Here is a 17,615-nt window from a genome sequence, read left to right on the forward strand (position 1 = left end):
ATCAGCCTACTCCCCCACCGGAGGCGTGCTTCTGAGCGCTGTGGCATAACGCTGATAGGCAGCAGAGTCGCGCACCTGCTCGATAGCATCCCACAACTGCCGGCTTTGTCGGGGATGGGCCTGATAAAAGCGGTGAGAGAAAACCAGATAGTAGGGCTTCTCCACCAGCACCGGCGACAGCCGCTCGATGCGGGCCTGCAACTCGGGATGTGCCGCCAGAATACTGTCAGCCACCTCGGTCTGGATGGCGGTCGCCTGCGCCCGATCCATCACCAGCTTTTTCAAAATGATCAGCGGGTCACGGCTGGAGTCATCCACCTCGGCTCCCGCAGCCAGCAACAACTCAACGATGGAAAATCCTGACTGGGCAGCAACCACGCCATTGACCCTGAGGGTAGTGCCATCCCACTGGCTCTTGCCCCCCTTGAGCTGGTAGAGGCTGTAGCTCTCGGTCAGCAGCCGCTTGGCAGGGTCGGGTTTGCCCTCACGCATGGGATAGACCCCCACTGTGGTCGCCCGCTCGACGCTGTAGCTCATCTTGATGGCCGCATCCATCTGGCCACTGCTCACCCGAGAGAGGCAGCGCTTCCACGGTAGCGGCGTCAGCTCGATCTCGGCATCAAGAGCGGTAGCAACCGCCTTGAGGTGATATTGCACAACCCCCTCCCCCGATTGCAGCAGCCAGGGGTGGGAGTCACTGTTTTCAAAGCAGGTACGCAGCGTAAAGGCAGGGGCCGCACCGCCGGTGGCAGGCAGCAGCAACGCGATAAAGAGCAGGGAGCGGGCAGATGCGCGCATGGGCCATATCCTTGGCGGCAATGATCTCTCCCTTACTCTATCAGAGCCTGCGCACCTGATAACTCGCCTCAGGGCAGTGAACCGAAATCATCCGCCAGCGGGTTGTAAAGGTAGGGACGATAGTCAAAACCGCCCTTGGGTAACTGCGGATTGCCGAGCCGGAAAATCTGGCGAGCCCCCAGATTGGCAAACACCAGCGAGGGTTGGAAGTGATGGCGCCAGAGCCGCTTGAGCGAACCATCCTGCCAGGCCAGTTGCAGACCGCGCGCAAGGCGCTCGCGCTCCTGAACGTAGCGGGCATTGCTGTAGAACACGTGGATCAGCGGATAGAAAATGGCCAGATGGCGATCGACCGTCAAACCGGCCACCTTGCCCTGATGAGATTGCCACTCCGGCAGGATCTCGTTGGCCCCACGACAGAAGAGATCGATGCGCCCTCGTGCCACCATACGAAACAGCGACTCGTAGTTATCCACCTCATGCACAGTCAGCCCGCCGTGGCGCAGGATCGCCGCATCCTGCCAGCCGGTGCCCACCCCTTGAGTGAAGTGGCGCAACTGATCCAGGGTGTTCACCCGCGCCAGCTCGGCAGCACGATCCGAGCCGACGAAACAGACCCGATAGCCGAGGATCCCCATATCGATCGGGAACGGGATCGATGCCACCTGATCCGCCACCGCCTCCCCCTGATAAGGCCAGCTGTCGACAATAAAGAGGGCGTTTTTGCCCTGCTCCTGCACCTCGATCCGCATCCGCGCCTTGTTCATCGGCAGGGAGTCCAGCAACTCGTAGTCACCATATTCGGAGCGAGTTTTCTCTAGCGCCAGCTGCATCACCTCACGGTAATAACGCATCCGCATGTCCTGACTGTTTTCAGGACTGAGCAGGGTAAAACGGGTGGCAGCCAGCAAGGCAGAGGGGAAGGATAAACAGAGGCAAAGCAACAGAAGTCGGTACATCATGGCTGAACTCATACAACGGGGTTCACCCAGTATAGACTGGCACACTCCCCGTTGAGCACGGGGCAATCACGGCTTGCGCGTCCGATCACAGGTAGGACAATCCGGGCCGCCACAGGCCCGGAGAGCAAGTTCACACCGTGCCCGGCACTACTCTTCGCCGATGGGAGCGGCGATCCACTTCATCAGCGTCAGCATATCTTGCGGCGCCACGCCGACCGAGAGGCCGCGCTTGCCGCCGCTCACCAGGATCTCGTCAAACTGCAGCGCCGACTCATCGAGCACGGTAGGCAACTGTTTCTTCTGCGCCAGCGGGCTGATGCCACCCACCTTGTAGCCGGTCAGCTTCTCCGCTTCCGCCGGTTTCATCATCTCCACCTTCTTGAGACCGGTCGCCTTGGCCAGCTGTTTCAGACTGCACATACCGGATGAGGGAACGATGGCCACCACCGCCTGCTTGTCGTGATGGGCGACCAGAGTCTTGAACACCTGCGCCTCCGGCAGCCCGAGCTGGGTCGCGGCATGCTTGCCGAAATCATCGTGGGCTTCGCACTCGTAGGGGTAGAGCTTGTGGGGGATTTTGAGCTTCTTCAGCAGGTTGATGGCAGGAGTCATGATGGTTGCCTTGAATCGAATCGCATAAAAACAAGGCCAAACAGTCTGCGCCTCACTCTGGGGTGATGCAAGGGGGATGGAAGTGGCAAGGGCCATTGACTGGCCGCCATACCATGCACGCTTGGTGGCGAGCGACCAGAACACTTGACCAAACAGAGTCCAAACGGGTATTGCTTTAACCCTTTGACGCCGCCACAACCCATACCGCAGGAGCCCATATGCAACTCACCCCACCCCAACCGCCTCAGGACGATGATGTTGAAGCGCTGCGCATTGGCCTGACGGGCTACAACGTAAGCCAGGCAGGCCCTCAACTGTACGAACTTCGGCGCGAGCGGATCGCCAGCTTTATCAAGGATGAAGAGGGCAAGGTACACGGCGGCATCATCGCCGACATCAAGTGGGGCTGGCTGCACGTCGACTGGCTCTGGATCGACGAAAGCATCCGCCGCGATGGCTGGGGCGGCCGCCTGCTCGGCGCCATGGAGCAATACGCCCAAAGCAAGGGCATCAGCAACTACCATCTGGAAACCACCAGTTTTCAGGCCCTCCCCTTCTACCAGAAGCAGGGTTACGAAGTCTTTGGCCAGCTGCCCGATATGCCGCCGGGGCATATCAGTTACTTTCTGAAAAAGCAGGATAAGTGATGACACTCCCGCGCCTTGCCAACACTCAGCTCGTGATCCGCCCGTTCGAACCGGTCGATGCCGACGAGTTTGTCCGCGCGGCCCACGAATCCATCGAGACGGTCGGCAAATGGATGAGCTGGTGCTCCCGTTCATTTACTCGGGAGAGCGCGCTGGAGTGGTTTGCCAGCTGCGATCAGGATCGCGAGGCGGGACGCGCCTTTGACATGGGCATTTTCTGCGCCACCACCGGCCAGCTCTTGGGTGGCGCAGGTATCAACCAGCTGTCGCCCCATCATCGCTACGGCAATATTGGCTATTGGGTACGCCAATCCCGCCAAGGCTGCGGCATTTGAAGATAATGAAGTAACCTTCAAGTCACATATTCTTGGGGTAGAATCTACAACACAGGAGTGCCCTCGATACTATCAAGCTGTATTTTTAGCTTTTTATGAATTAATGTTCGTTGATCAAATGAAAATATCTGATCGAGCGGCCTTGTTCGAACAACTGCGTAATACTGGCAATACTGTAATTAAAGTTACCGAAGGTGGACGCTGGGCTGCTCACTCAAGAAAAAATAGTATTGAGGATCTCAAGGCTATTCTTCTTAGACATTTTGAACCATCATTAGAGAAAATTGAGGCTAATGCTTGGGTTACAGAAATAAATAACATACTGACAAGTTCAAGCACAGAGCAATCATTTTATGACTTTAAGCAAGGGATTATTAGGCTTGATGAAAGCAATGAAGTTGACATTGATAGTGTCAGGAAAATAGTTCAAACATGTGTAGCTATATCAAATATAGGCAAAAAATCTGAGGGATTTATTTTGATTGGAGTATCAGATACAGAGCTCTGCAGTCAAAAGATCAAAGATATTTATGGTATAGACTCAATTCCAGTTAATGGATTTCATATTAATGGCATCGATGCCGAAGCACTCCGAAAATACAATAAACTTGATGTGTACTTCTCTAGATTAAAGCAACTAATAGAAGGCTTTGATTTTGAAACATCTTTAAAACAACAAATACTAAAAGATATCATGCTCTGTAAATATCATGATAGACATATAATAAAAATAACTATAAAAAGTGTTGGTAAAGTTTGCCAGTTTGACAATGGATTCTATTTAAGACAAGGGACAAGCACAAAACATCTTGTTAATGCAGATGAGATCTCCGCCTTGTTTAGTAATTATATGTCTGGAGTGTAGCACTCCATAACCAGAGATTAAATCTCTCTTGTTCGGGGAGACTAACTCGCTAGCCATGGCTGTAGGATGCAATTAACGAGTTATTTGCATCCGAGGCTTGGTAAAACCGTAGGGTGCAATGAACGAAGTGAATTGCACCTCTATCTTCACAACTATCATAATGAAAGCGGTGCAATGCGCTCCGCTTATTGCACCCTACGTTAACCACGTTAACACCGATTATTTATTGTTGTGTGGCATTTCATATTCTGGCGTGGCGGTGTCTCCCCAAGATAATGGATACCGGCCCTGTTGAACCCAACGATGGAAGGTAGAATATGGCCAGTCTTTCGGGGTTGTTACCAATCCATGTTTGACGGGATTAATATGGATATAATCGAGATGATGATTGAAATCTTCCTGATCGCGGATCAGGTGCTCCCAATAACGTCGCTGCCAAATGCCCCGTTCACCGCGACGCCAGCGAGATTCTGAACGAGCCTCTGAATTGGGGAGCCCTCGTGAGAACCTGCTTTTTATTTGGCGCCAGCGCAACGGAAAATTGGTATCCCCTTCCGGCAACTCCAACAGTGCATGTAGATGCTCGGGCAAGACAACCCATCCGTGGATCCGGAATGGGTGGCGCTCTTGCACCTCCCTGACAACTGACCTCAGCAGATCAATCTGCTCGATCAGTAGATGGTTGTTCTGACGCTCAGCCAGCACGACCGTAAAAAACCAGGTTCCCCCTGGTTGCCATACCCGTTTGTAATTCGACATGTATTGCCCAACCCACAATCAACCATGTTGTTAAATGTGGTTCAAACGAAGCAAAACGTAGGGTGCAATGAACGAAGTGAATTGCACCTCTCATCACAATAGCGGTGCAATGCGCTCCGCTTATTGCACCCTACGACAACTCCCTGAGGCTATGGAGGGCACGGTTTTGGCTCCCCCTCCAATCCGCCGAGGAGAAGGTGAAAGGTCAGGAGCGCCATCAGGGATGATGGCGCAGACGCAGCCGGCACAGGGATGTGCCGTCTGCGGCGGTCCGTCCGACCTTGCACCTGCCATGAGGGAAACCGCGTAGCGGTCGGATTGGTGGGGGAGAAGACCTTTGGTGACTTTGGGTCTTTCCAAAGTCACTCGCCCCAGCCCGAAGGGCGGGCGAAAACCCTTCGAGGCCAGCGGCCTCGCATCCTGCACGGCGAAGCCGTGCCATCGACTATCTCCTCGGACGATTACGCCTACCGGCTAATCGACCCTACGATTGCACGGTAAGGCCGTGCCTGCTCGCCACAGGCACGGAGTCTGGTTGGACGCCGGGATGCCACCGGCAAAGGGGGGGCGTGGCCGCCCCTATCGGCCCAAGAACGGCTCCCAATCTTTAAACACCGGCTGCAACCCGGCCTGCCGCACGGCGGCGGCCACTTCCCCCACCGGGCGATCGTCATGGATGGCGAACTGCTCCAGCTCCTCTTTATCCCCCTCGGCATAGCCACCCGGCTGGGTGCGCGACTCGGCGGACATCTGGGTGATGCCAAGGCGCACCGCGCCGTTGCGAAACGTGGCGGACTCGCGGGTGGAGAGGGACAAGTCCAGCGTGGGCGAGAAGAGGCGCCAGGCGCAGATCAGCTGGGCCAATTGGCGATCCGACATGACTACGGCAGGCTCCAGCCCACCGGTGCAGGGGCGCAGGCGCGGGAAGGAGAGCGAATAGCGGCTCTGCCAGTGGTGGCGCTCAAGCCAGCTCAGATGCTCGGCGACAAAGTAGCTGTCGGCGCGCCAATCCGAGGAGAGGCCGATTAGCGCCCCCAACCCGATTTTGTCGATACCGGCACGGCCCAGCCGATCCGGCGTGGCGAGGCGCCATGCGATGTCCCGCTTGTTGCCACGTAGATGGTGGCGGGCGTAGGTGGGGGCGTGGTAGGTCTCCTGATAGACCATGACGGCGTCGAGGCCGAGGCTCTTCAGTTCGGCATAGTCGGCCTGCGAGAGGGGCTGAACCTCCATCCCCACCGTGCTGAAGTGGCGACGGATGATGGGCATCACCTCGCGAAAATAGGCGAGCCCCACCTTGTGCTCGTGCTCGCCGGTCACCAGCAGCACGCTGTCAAAACCGCGCGCCTTGATGGCCAGACACTCGCGCTCAATCTCCTCTGTATTCAAGGTCTTGCGCTTGAGGCGGTTGCTCATGGAGAAGCCGCAGTAGGTGCAGTCATTGGCGCACAGATTCGACAGATAGAGCGGCACATAGAAGCCGATGGTGTTGCCAAAGCGCTGGCGGGTCAGCCGCTCGGCCTCGGCTGCCATCTGTGGCAAATACCCTTCGGCGGCCGGGGATATCAGCGCCATAAAATCGGCCAGGGTGCGGCGGGGAGCACTCAGGGCACGTGCCACATCGGCGGCGGTCTTGGCACGGATCTGCATGCCGATATCGTCCCACTCCAGCTCCTGCCATCGGTCAAGAAAGGTAGGCTCCTTAGCCCTCCCCCCCGGCGCCCTCACCCCCAGCCCCTCTCCCAGAGGGAGAGGGGGGCAAACCTCTGGCTGCCCTTGGGGCAAGGGGGAGATGTTCATGGTCGCCCCTGTTTCATGACTCATAACGCCCCCAAAAAATCGGTGAGCGGGCTGGAGGCTTGGGCCTGCAGGGCGCGGGCGCCAAGGCCAGCTTCATAGGCGCTGCGACCGGCAGTGCAGGCCAGGGCAAAGGCGCGGCCCATGGCGACCGGGTCGCCGCTCACCGCGATGGCGGTGTTGACCAGCACGGCATCGGCGCCCAGCTCAAAGGCGGCGGCGGCGTGGCTCGGCGCACCGATCCCCGCATCCACCACCACAGGCACATTGGCCTGCTCGACGATGATGGCGAGAAACTCCCGGGTCACCAGCCCCTGATTGGAACCGATGGGCGCGCCGAGCGGCATCACGGCGGCGCAGCCCACCTCTTCCAGCCGCTTGCAGAGCACGGGGTCGGCACCACAGTAGGGCAGCACCACAAAGCCCTCTTTCACCAATTGCTCGGCGGCTTTCAGCGTCTCGATGGGATCGGGCAAGAGGTAGCGCGGGTCGGGGTGGATCTCCAGCTTCAGCCAGTTCGTCCCCAGCGCCTCGCGGGCGAGGTGGGCGGCAAATACCGCCTCGGCGGCAGTCTTGGCGCCGGAGGTGTTGGGCAAGAGCTTGACCCCGAGTTGCAACAAGGGGCTCAGGATATCGTCGTGGGCCTTGCCCGGTTCGAGCCGCTTGATGGCCATGGTGACCAGTTGGGAGCCGCTCGCCTCGATGGCGGCGGCCATCAGTTCCGGGCGGGCAAACTTGCCGGTGCCGGTGAAGAGGCGCGACGAGAAGGTGTGATCGGCAATCTTGAGCATGTCAGCCCCCTGCTATGGCGGTGAAGAGGTGGAGTTCATCCCCGTCGTTGAGACGGGTCTCGGCCCAGCGGCCACGGGGCAGCACGGCGCCGTTAAGGGCCACCGCAACCCCCTGTGGATTAACGTCTTGCGCCGCCAGCAGGTCGGCCACACTCTGCCCTGCCGCCAGCGACTGGGCTTTATCGTTGAGTCGAATGGTGAGGGTCATGGGGTGATCTCCTTATCGTGTGTCGGGCATCGGCGCTGCCCGCAAACCGGGCAATCGGGATCGGGAGCCAGAGTGAGGGTCTGCCACTGATGGGTCAAAGCATCGAAGCGGCGCAATGTGCCGGCGACCGGGCTCGGCATCCCGAGCAGCAGTTTCAGTGCCTCCAGCGCCTGCAAAGAGCCCATCACCCCGACCAGCGGACCGGTGACGCCGCTGGTCTCGCAGCTCTGGGCGAGCTTGGTATCCAGCGGATAGAGGCAGGCGTAGCAGGCGTGCTCCGAGCTGGTACGCGCCATCAGCTGCCCCTGCCAACCCACTGCGGCGGCGGAGATCCAGGGCTTGCCCTGAGCCACGCAGGCGGCGTTGATGGCATGGCGGGTGGCGAGGTTGTCGCAGCAATCGATCACCAGATCTACCTCGGCCACAAACTCCGGCAGGCTGGCGGCATCGAGCCGCTGGTTGATGGCAATCAGCTCCACCAGCGGGTTGTGGGCGGCCAAGCGCTCGCGGGCCAGCTCCGCCTTGGAGTGGTTGACCGCCTCGCTATCGAACAGGATCTGGCGCGGCAAGTTGCTGGAATCGACCGTGTCGCCATCGGCCAGCCACAAGGTGCCCACCCCGGCCCCGGCCAGATAGAGGGCGAGCGGTGAGCCAAGCCCGCCCAAGCCCACGATCAGCACGGACTTATCTTTCAGCCGCGCCTGCCCCGCCTCCCCCACTTCCGCCAGCATCAGCTGGCGGCCGTAGCGCAAATACTCTTTGTCACTAAGAGAAGCGGCATCAGAGAGCATGTTCTGCCTCCCGAATAACGGTGGCCGAGCGTGGCTCATCCCCCGCTCCCACGGCAGAGAGCAGCCGCTCGGTCGCCCCCTGCCAGTCGTCGCTGGCAGTGATGGCCGAGACCAGCGCGATACTGCCGACCCCGCTTGCCTTGACCGCCGCCACCCGATCCTCGCTGATGCCGCCGATGGCCACCGTCGGCCACTCCGCCATCAGGGCGCGGTAGCGGTGCAGCCGCACCAGCCCCTGAGGGCGCGAAGGCATCGCCTTGGTATTGGTCGGGAAGATATGACCCAGCGCCATATAGGAGGGGGCCAGCTCGCGCGCCCGCATCAGCTCGAAGTAGCCGTGGGTGGAGATGCCAAGGCGCAGCCCGGCCGCCTGAATGGCGGCGAGATCCGCCGTCTCCATATCCTCCTGCCCCAGATGCACGCCCCATGCGCCCGCCTCGATGGCCTGCTGCCAGTAGTCGTTGATAAAAAGCCGCGCCCCATGACGGCGACCGAGCGCGACAGCCTCGGCAATGGCCGGTGCCACCTGAGCGGCGGGCAGATTCTTGATCCGCAGCTGAATGGTCTTGACCCCCTGCCCCAGCAGGCGGCGCAGCCACTTGACCGAATCGACCACCGGATAGAGGCCGAGGTTGTGTTCGGTGGCGGCAAAGGGACCCTGCGGCAGGCGGGCGCGGCTTGTTTCATAAAGCCCGAAGCGGCGATCGAGGGTTGAACCCGCCAGCACGGCACGGGGGAAGTGGGCCAGATCGGCGGGCCAGCCGAGATGGGCGATGGGCCCCGGGCCAGCCCCCACTCCCTGCGCCGCCGCCAACCCCTGTTGCAAGTAGGCGCGAGCGAGGGTGATGGCATCCTCCACCGGATAATCCTGCGCCACCACGGCGGCGATGGCGCTGGCGTAGCAGCAGCCGGTGCCGTGGCCGTGGCGGGTATTCAGGCGCTGTGCGGCGAGCCAGAATTCGCGGGTCTCGTCCTGGTAGTAGTCGAGGCAGAGCTCACCGCTCCAACCCAGATGGCCGCCCTTGACCAGCACGGCGCTGGCGCCGAGTTCGCGCAGCCGCTGGGCAGCGAAGCGCACCAGCACAGGGCTGGTCGCAGGAATGCCGGTCAGGGCTTCCAGTTCGGGGCCGTTGGGGGTGATGAGCGACAGACGTGGCAACAGCTGCTCGCGCACCGCCTCCAGCATATTGGGCTCCGCCATCGGGGTGCCGGTGCTGGCGATGGCCACCGGGTCGTAGACCACGAAGGGGGCCTCGATAGTTGCCAGTCGGCGGGCCAACACCTCGACGTGGAGCCGGGTCGGCAGCAGACCGATCTTGATGGCGGCGGGCGGCAGATCGACGCCGAGGGCATCGATCTGGGCGGTGAAAGTCTGCATCAGCACGGGGTCAACCATCTTCACCGCAACCGAGTTCTGGGCGGTGATGGCGGAGATAACCGAACAGCCGTGCACGCCAAGGTCGTGCAATGTGTGCAAGTCGGCCTGAATGCCGGCACCGCCACCGGAGTCTGAACCAGCGATGGTCCAGACAACTGGGCGAGAGTCCGTCACGGGCGACAGGTCGGCGGGGCTGACAGCCCCGCTTGCGCTGCTCACGCCTCCTCCCCTGCGGCCTGTTTCAGCACCGCCGCCTGATGGTAGAGCTCGCCACCGGTCTCCTTGAAGGTCTCTGCCATGCGGGCCATGCCGCTCTCCACCTGAGCCACTACCTGCTCCTGCCGGCCATCCATACCGACCAGCTTGATCTCCACAGCCTCCAGCTTTGCTGCGTAATCACGCACATCCTGGGTGATCTTCATGGAGCAAAACTTGGGCCCGCACATGGAGCAGAAGTGGGCCACCTTGCCGGACTCCTGCGGCAGGGTCTCGTCGTGGTAGGCACGGGCGGTGTCGGGGTCGAGGGCCAGATTAAACTGATCCTCCCAACGGAACTCGAAGCGCGCCTTGGACATAGCGTTGTCGCGGATCTGGGCGCCCGGGTGACCCTTGGCCAGATCGGCGGCGTGGGCGGCGATCTTGTAGGTAATCAGCCCCTGCTTCACATCCTCCTTGTTGGGCAGACCCAGATGCTCCTTGGGGGTGACGTAGCAGAGCATGGCGCAGCCGTACCAGCCGATGAGCGCGGCACCGATGCCGGAGGTGAAATGATCGTAACCCGGAGCAATGTCGGTGGTGAGCGGGCCCAGCGTATAGAACGGCGCCTCGTGGCAGTGCTCCAGCTGCTCGGTCATGTTGCGCTCGATCATGTGCATCGGCACGTGACCCGGCCCCTCGATCATCACCTGCACGTCGTACTCCCACGCGATCTTGGTCAGCTCGCCCAGAGTGAGCAGCTCGGCGAACTGCGCCTCGTCGTTGGCGTCATAGACGGAGCCCGGACGCAGACCGTCGCCCAGCGACAGGGCCACATCATAGGCGGCGCAGATCTCGCAGATTTCGCGAAAGTGCTGGTAGAGGAAGTTCTCTTTATGGTGGGAGAGGCACCACTTGGCCATGATGCTGCCGCCGCGCGAGACGATGCCGGTGAGGCGCTTGGCGGTCATCGGCACGAAACGCAGCAGGACGCCGGCGTGGATGGTGAAGTAGTCCACCCCCTGCTCGGCCTGCTCCAGCAGGGTGTCGCGGAACAGCTCCCAGGTGAGATCCTCGGCGATGCCGTTGGTCTTCTCCAGCGCCTGATAGATGGGCACGGTACCGATGGGCACCGGGCTGTTGCGCAGGATCCACTCGCGGGTCTCGTGGATGTAGCGGCCGGTGGAGAGATCCATCACGGTGTCGGCCCCCCAGCGGGTCGACCAGACCAGCTTCTCCACCTCCTCTTCGATGCTGGAGGTGACCGCCGAGTTGCCGATGTTGGCGTTGATCTTCACCAGAAAATTGCGGCCGATGATCATCGGCTCCGCTTCCGGGTGGTTGATGTTGCTGGGGATGATGGCGCGACCGGCGGCCACCTCATCGCGCACGAATTCGGGGGTGATGTTCTGGGGCAAACGGGCACCGAAATCGCGGCCCGGATGCTGGGTGCGCAGGAGCTCGGAGCGCACCCGCTCGCGACCCATGTTCTCGCGAATGGCGATAAATTCCATCTCGGGGGTGACGATGCCGGCACGGGCGTAGTGGAGCTGGGTGACCCGGCGGCCCGGCTTGGCGCGGCGCGGTTTCGGCAGATGTTCGAAGCGCAGGTGGTCGAGCCCCTCGTCAGCCAGACGCTCCTGAGTGAAGGTGGAGCTGAGGCCCGGCAGTTCGTCGGTGTCATCCCGCTCCAGCACCCAGTTCTCCCGCAGGCGCGGCAAGCCGCGGCGCACGTCGATGGCGACCCCCTCCTCCCCGTAACGGCCCGAGGTGTCGTAGACCGGCACCGGCTCGTTGGGCTCGAACCGGGGATCTTCTTTGGTGCCGCCGACGAAGGTGTCAGCCAGCTGGATCTCCCGCAGGGGCACCCGGATATCGGCGCGGGAGCCTTCGATAAAGATGCGGCGGGAGTTGGGGTGAGCCATCCCCTTGAGGCTGTCGATAAAGGCCTGGGCGCTGGAGCGCTGCTCGCGGCGGCTGGATTTGGCGATATCAGATACGGAAGTAGACATAGCAAAACTCACATTAACTGGTTGAAGTTATGGGTGTTTGCTTGTCTGGAGTTCGAGGAGAAGATGAACTTGCGGCGGGGTGTTTATCTCGGGAGGGAGTGCGCGCGGGATGGATCTCCGCGCTGCTGTTCTGCCGCTTCCCGCTCTCTGCATGCTGTGGGCAAGGCGCCCCACGTGCTGGACAACCGGACGGGACAGACTCCCTCCTGTGCGCCCTGACCCATCAAGGGTGATCCCTTCGATAAGCGGAAGAGGCTTGTTCCTCCTCCGGCGCGGTAACCCGCAAGTTACCCTTGTTCCCTTCGCAGGTTTTAACCTGATCAGGTTCCACGGATCCCGAATTAACGGTCTCAGCTTCGCGTCGTTCGACGGTCAGCACTCCGACAAGATGGCGCCAGTATAAGGGGGAAAATCTAAAGCACAAGCCGTTAACAATCTGGCCAACACGCCTCTTGCAACAAATGAGTGAACAATGTCTCGATCACGGGACCACCCCAAACAGAGGTCAAACCTGCGTTGGCATCACCTTGGCACGCTACAGGTTCCCACTGTGATCATTCAGGGACAAGAGGAGAAAAAGAGGGAAAATCGAGGGGCGCAGGGCAAGTGCATCGTCTTGCACAGAACAGGAACAGGCCCCTATGAAAGGGGCCTGCGAGGGAGGTTATTGAACCGGAACTATGGTCAGGGATACATTGCCAAACCCTTCGTTGGCAAGGGCCTCCTGATCCAGATCCACACCGGTCAGAGCCACACCTTCAGCAGAGGCGTTACGCAACTGGGCAGCCTTCGCGGAACGAGTCTGGGGCTGACCAATCTCGATATCGCCAGCAAACTGGCTCTCGGCATAGAAGTCACCGGTCACCGCCGAACGGATCGGGCGCAGCACACGACCCAGGTTATTCTGCATGGTCGGCAAACCATACTCGCTGATGGTCCAGTTCCAGTCCCACCACTTCACTTCACCCGGGATATAACGCTTGTCCCACTGGTAGCGGATGCTGCTCGCCTTGTCGCGGAACGGGCCGACGGCAAAGGTGTGCTCCCAGGTGGGGCGATTCTCAGGATGGGTATACCAGGCATTGCCGCCCCAACGCAGGAAGCCCTTCATGGTCAGGTCATAATTGACCTCGGCCTTGAACTCGTAGGGGTAGGAGATGTTGGACTTGTAGAGAGCAACCCGCACCGGCAGGCTGGAGTGAGGCGGTACCGTGGGGCGCGCTTCAACCGAGACGGTCTCGGTCGTCGAGCCCCCTTTCTGGGAAGCCCAGCTCTGGCTCGCTGCGATCTCGATGGCCAGTTCGGTCTCACCCACCAGCGGCCACTGAAACTTGTTCTTGGTGGTCACCTTCTCGCTCAGGCTGTAGGTATCGGTCTTCGACCAGTTGGTGGCCTTGTCGTACTTCAGGGTCACCACCACCTGCTGGGGCAGGTCGGTGTAGTTGGTCGCATTGGCCGTGATGGTCTTGACCAGCTGCTTGCCGCTCTCGGTGACCTGACCATGGCTGAAGGAGTCGGGTTCCAGGGTATATGAGAAGTTGCTTACCTTGATGGAGCTCTTCTCCCCGCAACGATATCCGGAGCAGCCGCCGTCATTATTTCCCTTTATCAGCCAGCCATCGCCAACCCGGGTAACATCCATATCTTCCCCGACATAGGGGCTATGATTTCCACCCACCCAGGCGTATCCCAAATAATGGGCGAGATAACTGACTGGCTTGATAAAATAATCATTGTCGTGGACAATCCGCCATTGCACATCGACCTCATCACCCGCCGGAATATTCCAGTCAGAGAGTGTTGGTATTTCTCCTGAAACTGGTGAGTTAGGATAACACCAGGTTTCTCCGGCAGTGCCCTGTTTGATTTCGCCATTATATCCCGGCCCCATAATCACCCAGCGATCAGCCAGCCCGGTGATCTGCCACTGCCCCATGCGGCTGACCAGATTACCCTTGATACTCATGGCTTCATCGCGGGTCAGAGGACGGTAACCACTGGCACAGACGCCCGTGCCAAGGCCCGCCCACTTGACCTGATCAGGGTAGACAGGTTCAGCCGCCTGCACCTGAGCGAGCATCAATGAAGACGCCAAAAACGCCAGATTGGCGGTAATTATTCTATTCATCATTTATCCCTCTTTCAGACATACGATAATTGTTATTGTGTAGAAATATCCTTTTTCATTTGACAGGTATGGACTCCGACAAAACCTGACACAAATAAAATAAACCACCAAAAAACATCCATGACAAACAAAATAATGGTGATACAGGAAAATAATTAGAGCGATGACTTTATTGAGGAATAAATCATAAATATTGTGACAGTCATTATTTAATGGCTGCCACAATATGGTGAAACCATATTAAATAAGAAGATGCTGAATTACTCTTCCGGATTGATCACTTCAATTCCCTGCAATATTCCATCCGCCGAACGGATCAATACCAGCTCGCTCCCGGCGTGCAGATCGGCGACCGAACCGTTGACCCAGCGCACCTGCGGATTGAGTGGCACAGTGCCCAGGGTTGCCAGCGTGAGCTGCCGATCATCGAAGGATTGCAGGCGATCTTGCGCCCGCTGCCAGGGCTGATTGGCCAGCGGGGCTCTGGCGGCCAGCAGCTCAATGCGGGTGGCAACGCCATCTGCCACCAGCAGGGCGAGCTGGTCGCCGGGTTTGAGTGGCTGCGGCCAAATTTCCCCCTGCCGCCAGATGGCGGCACTGCCCTGTTCCACCTCGGCCCCCTGAAATTGCAGGCGGATGCCGTCGCTGTGCTCCAGCTCCACCAGCCACAATTCGTCGGCTCCCGCCTGCGCCGCCCAGAGCGGCACTCCCAGCATCCATGCACACCACTTTCTCGATTGTTCCATCTTCGTTCGTCCCTGAACAAAAAGCCCATGCTGGACAAGCATGGGCTTCATTCGGGAGCATTTCTAATCGGAACGCAGAGATCGGATCAGTCATCCTCGCGGCAACGGCTCAGGCGCATGCCGTCAAACTTGCACTCCAGCTCCAGCCAGCGCCCTTCAAACGGCGCCAGACTGTTATCCGAGGTGGTGTAGCCCCATATCCGCCCCCCTTCCACCGGCCCCTCCAGATCCATCTCGTCCTTGTCATCTTCGTCGAGGGCTTCGACCTTGCGCACATAGCGCACGCCGTTCTCCACCACCCCTTTCATCTCGACCCAGGTACCACCGAGATCATCCTCGTTGAGCCAATCCTTGAAGCGGGTCTGGTCGTCGATCACGAACGGCATGCCGTTGACCATCAACTGGCCAAGCTGCCAGGTAGTGCGGCCGGTCAGTTTGAATTCGGTCGCCTGTGCGGTGCCAAGTGGCAACAAGATCAGCAACAGAAGGGCGCAGAGAGACTTCTTCATCAGGGATCCTCGGGGTTACACTGGCAAACAGGATGCCGAATCCGGTGTGAAAAGAGCGTGAAACGCTCGCCAACCAGGAGAGCAAAGCATGAAGATTTTGGTAGTGGAAGACAATCCTCAGGTGGCGGAAACCATCATGGATTATCTGGAGCTGGCCGGTCACCGCCTCGATTGTGCCTATCACGGTCAGGCGGCGCTGCAACTGCTGGAGGAGCAGCGTTTTGACGTCATCATCATGGATGTGATGATGCCGCGCCTCGATGGCCTCAGCACGGTGGCGCGCCTGCGCGAGCAGGGGATTGCCACTCCCGTGCTGTTTCTCACCGCCCGCGACAGCCTGGAGGACAAGCTGGCGGGCTTCAAGGCGGGAGGGGATGACTATCTGGTCAAGCCGTTCGCCATGGAGGAGCTGGAGGTACGGCTGCAAGCTCTGAGTCTGCGTGGCCCGCGCGGCGATGTGGGGGCCATCAGCTTTGGCGATCTGACGGTCGATGTCGCCAGCGGCCGCGCCACCCGTGCCGGTGAGCCCCTCAAGCTCGGCAAGATCCCGTTCCGGATCCTCGCCCTGCTGGCCCGCCGCGCCCCCGCCATCGTCAGCCGTCAGGAGGTGCTCGACACCGTCTGGGGGGATGAGGAGCCCGACTCCGATGCCTTGCGCAGCCATATCTACGCCCTGCGCAACGCGCTGGACAAGCCCTTCCCCACTCCCATGCTGGAGACCCTCCACGGCCAGGGCTATCGACTGGTGAGCGCATGAGCCTGCCGAGCCTGCGCCGCCGCCTGATCATGGCGCTCGGCGGCGCCGGGGTGGTGCTGCTGATCCTGCTCTCCGGCTTGATGCTGGTGGCCGAGGACAAGATGGAGGAGCTGAGCCTGCGCCACTGGCTGGAAGCCGAAGTAACCCGCTACAGCGATGACTGGCTGCGACTCGGCCCGGCTGCGGCGGCTCCGAGCCCCAGACAGTTCTCCAGCTACTGGACCGAGGCGGGCCGTCTGCCGAAATGGCTGAAGCCCTACCAGACTCCCGGCTTTTTCGAGCATCAGCTGGGCAAGGAGGACAAACACTTTCTGGTGGCCCGCCACCCCTCCGGCGAGGGACTGCTCTATCTGGTGTTCAATGACGACGCCGACGACTACCTCGACCCCTACGAAGACAAGCTGCATCTCGCCACCCGGCTGATCGGGGTGACCCTGCTGCTGGGCTGCCTCGGCTTCGGTATCTGGCTGGTACGCCATATCACAGGGCCGCTGCAACGGCTGCAACAGAGGGTCGCCCACCTCACCCCGGATCAGGCGGATTTCGAGCCCGACGCCCCCTGGCAGGAGCTGCGGGATATCGAGCTGGCGCTGCTGGCCGGCAAGCAGGAGGTGAGCGCGGTGTTCGCCCGCGAGCAGGAGTTCAGCCGCTTCGCCAGCCACGAGCTGCGCACCCCCAACATGGTGATCCAGGGCTCGGCCGCGCTGCTTGGCAAGGTGACAGATCTGCCAGCACCGGCCGCCCGCGCCACCACCCGCATCCGCGCCGCCGCCGACGAGATGGCACTGCTCACCGAGACCTTCCTGCTGCTGGGCCGCAAGGAGGCAGTGGAGCGACCGCTGCAACAGGTCACCCCGCTGATCCGTCAGGAGCTGGCCCGCCTCGCCCCACTGTTGCAGCGTGAGGCCCTCGATATCCGGCTTAATCTGGACGAGAGCAGCGAAGTCAACGCCCCCCTCTCCCTGCTCGCCATCGCCCTTGGCAACCTGCTGAAAAATGCCCTGAGCTATGCCGAAGGACATATCGACATCGAGCTGTGCGGCCCGGAGCTCACCATCAGCAACCCGACGGCGGCGGCGCCGGATCAGATCCTCGGCTACGGCTGTGGCCTCACCATCATCCAACGCATCTGCGAGAAGCTGGGCTGGCAGATCGACACCCGGCTCGAGGATGGCGTATTCAGCGCCCGGCTGGCGATGATCACTGCCGAACAGTTCCCTCTCCCTTTGGGAGAGGGTTAGGGTGAGGGCGCAGTGGCACCGCCAACCCACCAGCCAGATAGCAACAAGGCGCCCGAGGGCGCCCTGTTACTATCTGACAGATGC

General features: G+C 60.3%; 17 protein-coding genes, 1 pseudogene and 1 riboswitch. Of the genes and pseudogenes, 5 read left to right on the top strand and 13 right to left on the bottom strand.

Annotated elements, in window-relative coordinates; all coding sequences use genetic code 11:
- Window positions 1-6: 6 nt before the first annotated feature.
- The 3 genes from I6L41_RS14315 to ybaK all read right to left on the bottom strand — a co-directional run bounded on the left by I6L41_RS14315 (window position 7) and on the right by ybaK (window position 2,372).
- On the bottom strand, window positions 7-798 hold the full coding sequence (locus tag I6L41_RS14315) for an ABC transporter substrate-binding protein (protein WP_216959630.1): 792 nt from the start codon (window positions 796-798) through the stop codon (window positions 7-9).
- A gap of 68 nt (window positions 799-866) precedes the next feature.
- Window positions 867-1,760: a hypothetical protein gene (locus tag I6L41_RS14320; RefSeq protein WP_139494800.1), complete on the bottom strand. Its 894-nt coding sequence runs from the start codon at window positions 1,758-1,760 to the stop codon at window positions 867-869.
- A 147-nt stretch (window positions 1,761-1,907) separates the two neighbouring features.
- Entirely contained in the window at window positions 1,908-2,372 is a 465-nt protein-coding gene (gene ybaK, locus I6L41_RS14325; RefSeq protein ID WP_113740402.1) for a Cys-tRNA(Pro) deacylase, read from the bottom strand.
- A gap of 218 nt (window positions 2,373-2,590) precedes the next feature.
- Here ybaK and I6L41_RS14330 point away from each other — a divergent pair, with 218 nt between their 5' ends.
- From I6L41_RS14330 to I6L41_RS14340, 3 genes and pseudogenes are all read left to right on the top strand, one after another.
- Window positions 2,591-3,019 (top strand): GNAT family N-acetyltransferase, encoded by a 429-nt coding sequence (locus tag I6L41_RS14330; RefSeq protein WP_139495009.1) that lies wholly within the window; start codon window positions 2,591-2,593, stop codon window positions 3,017-3,019.
- Window positions 3,019-3,351, top strand: a pseudogene (locus tag I6L41_RS14335) (GNAT family N-acetyltransferase); the annotation flags it as partial. The gene I6L41_RS14330 and the pseudogene I6L41_RS14335, both read left to right, overlap by 1 nt.
- On the top strand, window positions 3,311-4,219 hold the full coding sequence (locus I6L41_RS14340; RefSeq protein ID WP_216959631.1) for a helix-turn-helix domain-containing protein: 909 nt from the start codon (window positions 3,311-3,313) through the stop codon (window positions 4,217-4,219). The pseudogene I6L41_RS14335 and the gene I6L41_RS14340, both read left to right, overlap by 41 nt.
- Before the next feature lie 219 nt (window positions 4,220-4,438).
- Here the strand turns inward: I6L41_RS14340 and I6L41_RS14345 are convergent, their stop codons facing one another.
- The 10 genes from I6L41_RS14345 to I6L41_RS14390 all read right to left on the bottom strand — a co-directional run bounded on the left by I6L41_RS14345 (window position 4,439) and on the right by I6L41_RS14390 (window position 15,533).
- Entirely contained in the window at window positions 4,439-4,978 is a 540-nt protein-coding gene (locus I6L41_RS14345; protein ID WP_139430450.1) for a transposase, read from the bottom strand.
- Window positions 4,979-5,557: 579 nt separating this feature from the next.
- The gene (gene thiH / locus I6L41_RS14350; RefSeq protein WP_216959632.1) at window positions 5,558-6,778 is read right to left on the bottom strand and encodes a 2-iminoacetate synthase ThiH; all 1,221 of its coding nucleotides are present in this window, start codon (window positions 6,776-6,778) and stop codon (window positions 5,558-5,560) included.
- Window positions 6,779-6,798: 20 nt separating this feature from the next.
- The gene (locus I6L41_RS14355) at window positions 6,799-7,566 is read right to left on the bottom strand and encodes a thiazole synthase (protein ID WP_139748027.1); all 768 of its coding nucleotides are present in this window, start codon (window positions 7,564-7,566) and stop codon (window positions 6,799-6,801) included.
- Window position 7,567: 1 nt separating this feature from the next.
- On the bottom strand, window positions 7,568-7,774 hold the full coding sequence (gene thiS, locus I6L41_RS14360) for a sulfur carrier protein ThiS (RefSeq protein WP_005308183.1): 207 nt from the start codon (window positions 7,772-7,774) through the stop codon (window positions 7,568-7,570).
- The gene (locus I6L41_RS14365; RefSeq protein ID WP_216959633.1) at window positions 7,771-8,565 is read right to left on the bottom strand and encodes a HesA/MoeB/ThiF family protein; all 795 of its coding nucleotides are present in this window, start codon (window positions 8,563-8,565) and stop codon (window positions 7,771-7,773) included. Before I6L41_RS14365 ends, thiS begins: the two co-directional genes overlap by 4 nt.
- Window positions 8,555-10,162 (bottom strand): thiamine phosphate synthase, encoded by a 1,608-nt coding sequence (gene thiE, locus I6L41_RS14370; protein WP_216959634.1) that lies wholly within the window; start codon window positions 10,160-10,162, stop codon window positions 8,555-8,557. Before thiE ends, I6L41_RS14365 begins: the two co-directional genes overlap by 11 nt.
- Window positions 10,159-12,150, bottom strand: a complete 1,992-nt coding sequence (gene thiC, locus I6L41_RS14375; protein ID WP_302054508.1) for a phosphomethylpyrimidine synthase ThiC — start codon at window positions 12,148-12,150, stop codon at window positions 10,159-10,161. Before thiC ends, thiE begins: the two co-directional genes overlap by 4 nt.
- A gap of 280 nt (window positions 12,151-12,430) precedes the next feature.
- Window positions 12,431-12,543: riboswitch (TPP riboswitch) on the bottom strand.
- Window positions 12,544-12,814: 271 nt separating this feature from the next.
- Window positions 12,815-14,278 (bottom strand): aerolysin AerA, encoded by a 1,464-nt coding sequence (aerA, locus tag I6L41_RS14380; protein WP_216963973.1) that lies wholly within the window; start codon window positions 14,276-14,278, stop codon window positions 12,815-12,817.
- 260 nt (window positions 14,279-14,538) lie between these two features.
- Window positions 14,539-15,024, bottom strand: coding sequence for a hypothetical protein (locus I6L41_RS14385; RefSeq protein WP_005357761.1), 486 nt, complete (start codon window positions 15,022-15,024; stop codon window positions 14,539-14,541).
- A gap of 86 nt (window positions 15,025-15,110) precedes the next feature.
- The gene (locus I6L41_RS14390) at window positions 15,111-15,533 is read right to left on the bottom strand and encodes a hypothetical protein (protein WP_005340092.1); all 423 of its coding nucleotides are present in this window, start codon (window positions 15,531-15,533) and stop codon (window positions 15,111-15,113) included.
- A gap of 88 nt (window positions 15,534-15,621) precedes the next feature.
- Here I6L41_RS14390 and I6L41_RS14395 point away from each other — a divergent pair, with 88 nt between their 5' ends.
- Together I6L41_RS14395 and I6L41_RS14400 are read left to right on the top strand one after the other, a co-directional pair.
- Window positions 15,622-16,290, top strand: coding sequence for a response regulator transcription factor (locus I6L41_RS14395; RefSeq protein ID WP_005340090.1), 669 nt, complete (start codon window positions 15,622-15,624; stop codon window positions 16,288-16,290).
- Window positions 16,287-17,531 (top strand): HAMP domain-containing sensor histidine kinase, encoded by a 1,245-nt coding sequence (locus tag I6L41_RS14400; RefSeq protein ID WP_216959635.1) that lies wholly within the window; start codon window positions 16,287-16,289, stop codon window positions 17,529-17,531. The genes I6L41_RS14395 and I6L41_RS14400 overlap by 4 nt, the downstream gene beginning before the upstream one ends.
- Window positions 17,532-17,615 lie beyond the last annotated feature (84 nt).

The sequence above is a fragment of the Aeromonas sp. FDAARGOS 1411 genome (assembly GCF_019047125.1).
Taxonomy (GTDB): Bacteria; Pseudomonadota; Gammaproteobacteria; order Enterobacterales; family Aeromonadaceae; genus Aeromonas; species Aeromonas veronii.

Coding starts and splice junctions, on each gene's coding strand:
- I6L41_RS14315 (WP_216959630.1), bottom strand. CDS start 798: ATGCGCGCATCTGCCCGCTCCCTGCTCTTTATCGCGTTGCTGCTGCCT.
- I6L41_RS14320 (WP_139494800.1), bottom strand. CDS start 1,760: ATGATGTACCGACTTCTGTTGCTTTGCCTCTGTTTATCCTTCCCCTCT.
- ybaK (WP_113740402.1), bottom strand. CDS start 2,372: ATGACTCCTGCCATCAACCTGCTGAAGAAGCTCAAAATCCCCCACAAG.
- I6L41_RS14330 (WP_139495009.1), top strand. CDS start 2,591: ATGCAACTCACCCCACCCCAACCGCCTCAGGACGATGATGTTGAAGCG.
- I6L41_RS14345 (WP_139430450.1), bottom strand. CDS start 4,978: ATGTCGAATTACAAACGGGTATGGCAACCAGGGGGAACCTGGTTTTTT.
- thiH (WP_216959632.1), bottom strand. CDS start 6,778: ATGAACATCTCCCCCTTGCCCCAAGGGCAGCCAGAGGTTTGCCCCCCT.
- I6L41_RS14355 (WP_139748027.1), bottom strand. CDS start 7,566: ATGCTCAAGATTGCCGATCACACCTTCTCGTCGCGCCTCTTCACCGGC.
- thiS (WP_005308183.1), bottom strand. CDS start 7,774: ATGACCCTCACCATTCGACTCAACGATAAAGCCCAGTCGCTGGCGGCA.
- I6L41_RS14365 (WP_216959633.1), bottom strand. CDS start 8,565: ATGCTCTCTGATGCCGCTTCTCTTAGTGACAAAGAGTATTTGCGCTAC.
- thiC (WP_302054508.1), bottom strand. CDS start 12,150: ATGTCTACTTCCGTATCTGATATCGCCAAATCCAGCCGCCGCGAGCAG.
- aerA (WP_216963973.1), bottom strand. CDS start 14,278: ATGAATAGAATAATTACCGCCAATCTGGCGTTTTTGGCGTCTTCATTG.
- I6L41_RS14385 (WP_005357761.1), bottom strand. CDS start 15,024: ATGGAACAATCGAGAAAGTGGTGTGCATGGATGCTGGGAGTGCCGCTC.
- I6L41_RS14390 (WP_005340092.1), bottom strand. CDS start 15,533: ATGAAGAAGTCTCTCTGCGCCCTTCTGTTGCTGATCTTGTTGCCACTT.
- I6L41_RS14395 (WP_005340090.1), top strand. CDS start 15,622: ATGAAGATTTTGGTAGTGGAAGACAATCCTCAGGTGGCGGAAACCATC.
- I6L41_RS14400 (WP_216959635.1), top strand. CDS start 16,287: ATGAGCCTGCCGAGCCTGCGCCGCCGCCTGATCATGGCGCTCGGCGGC.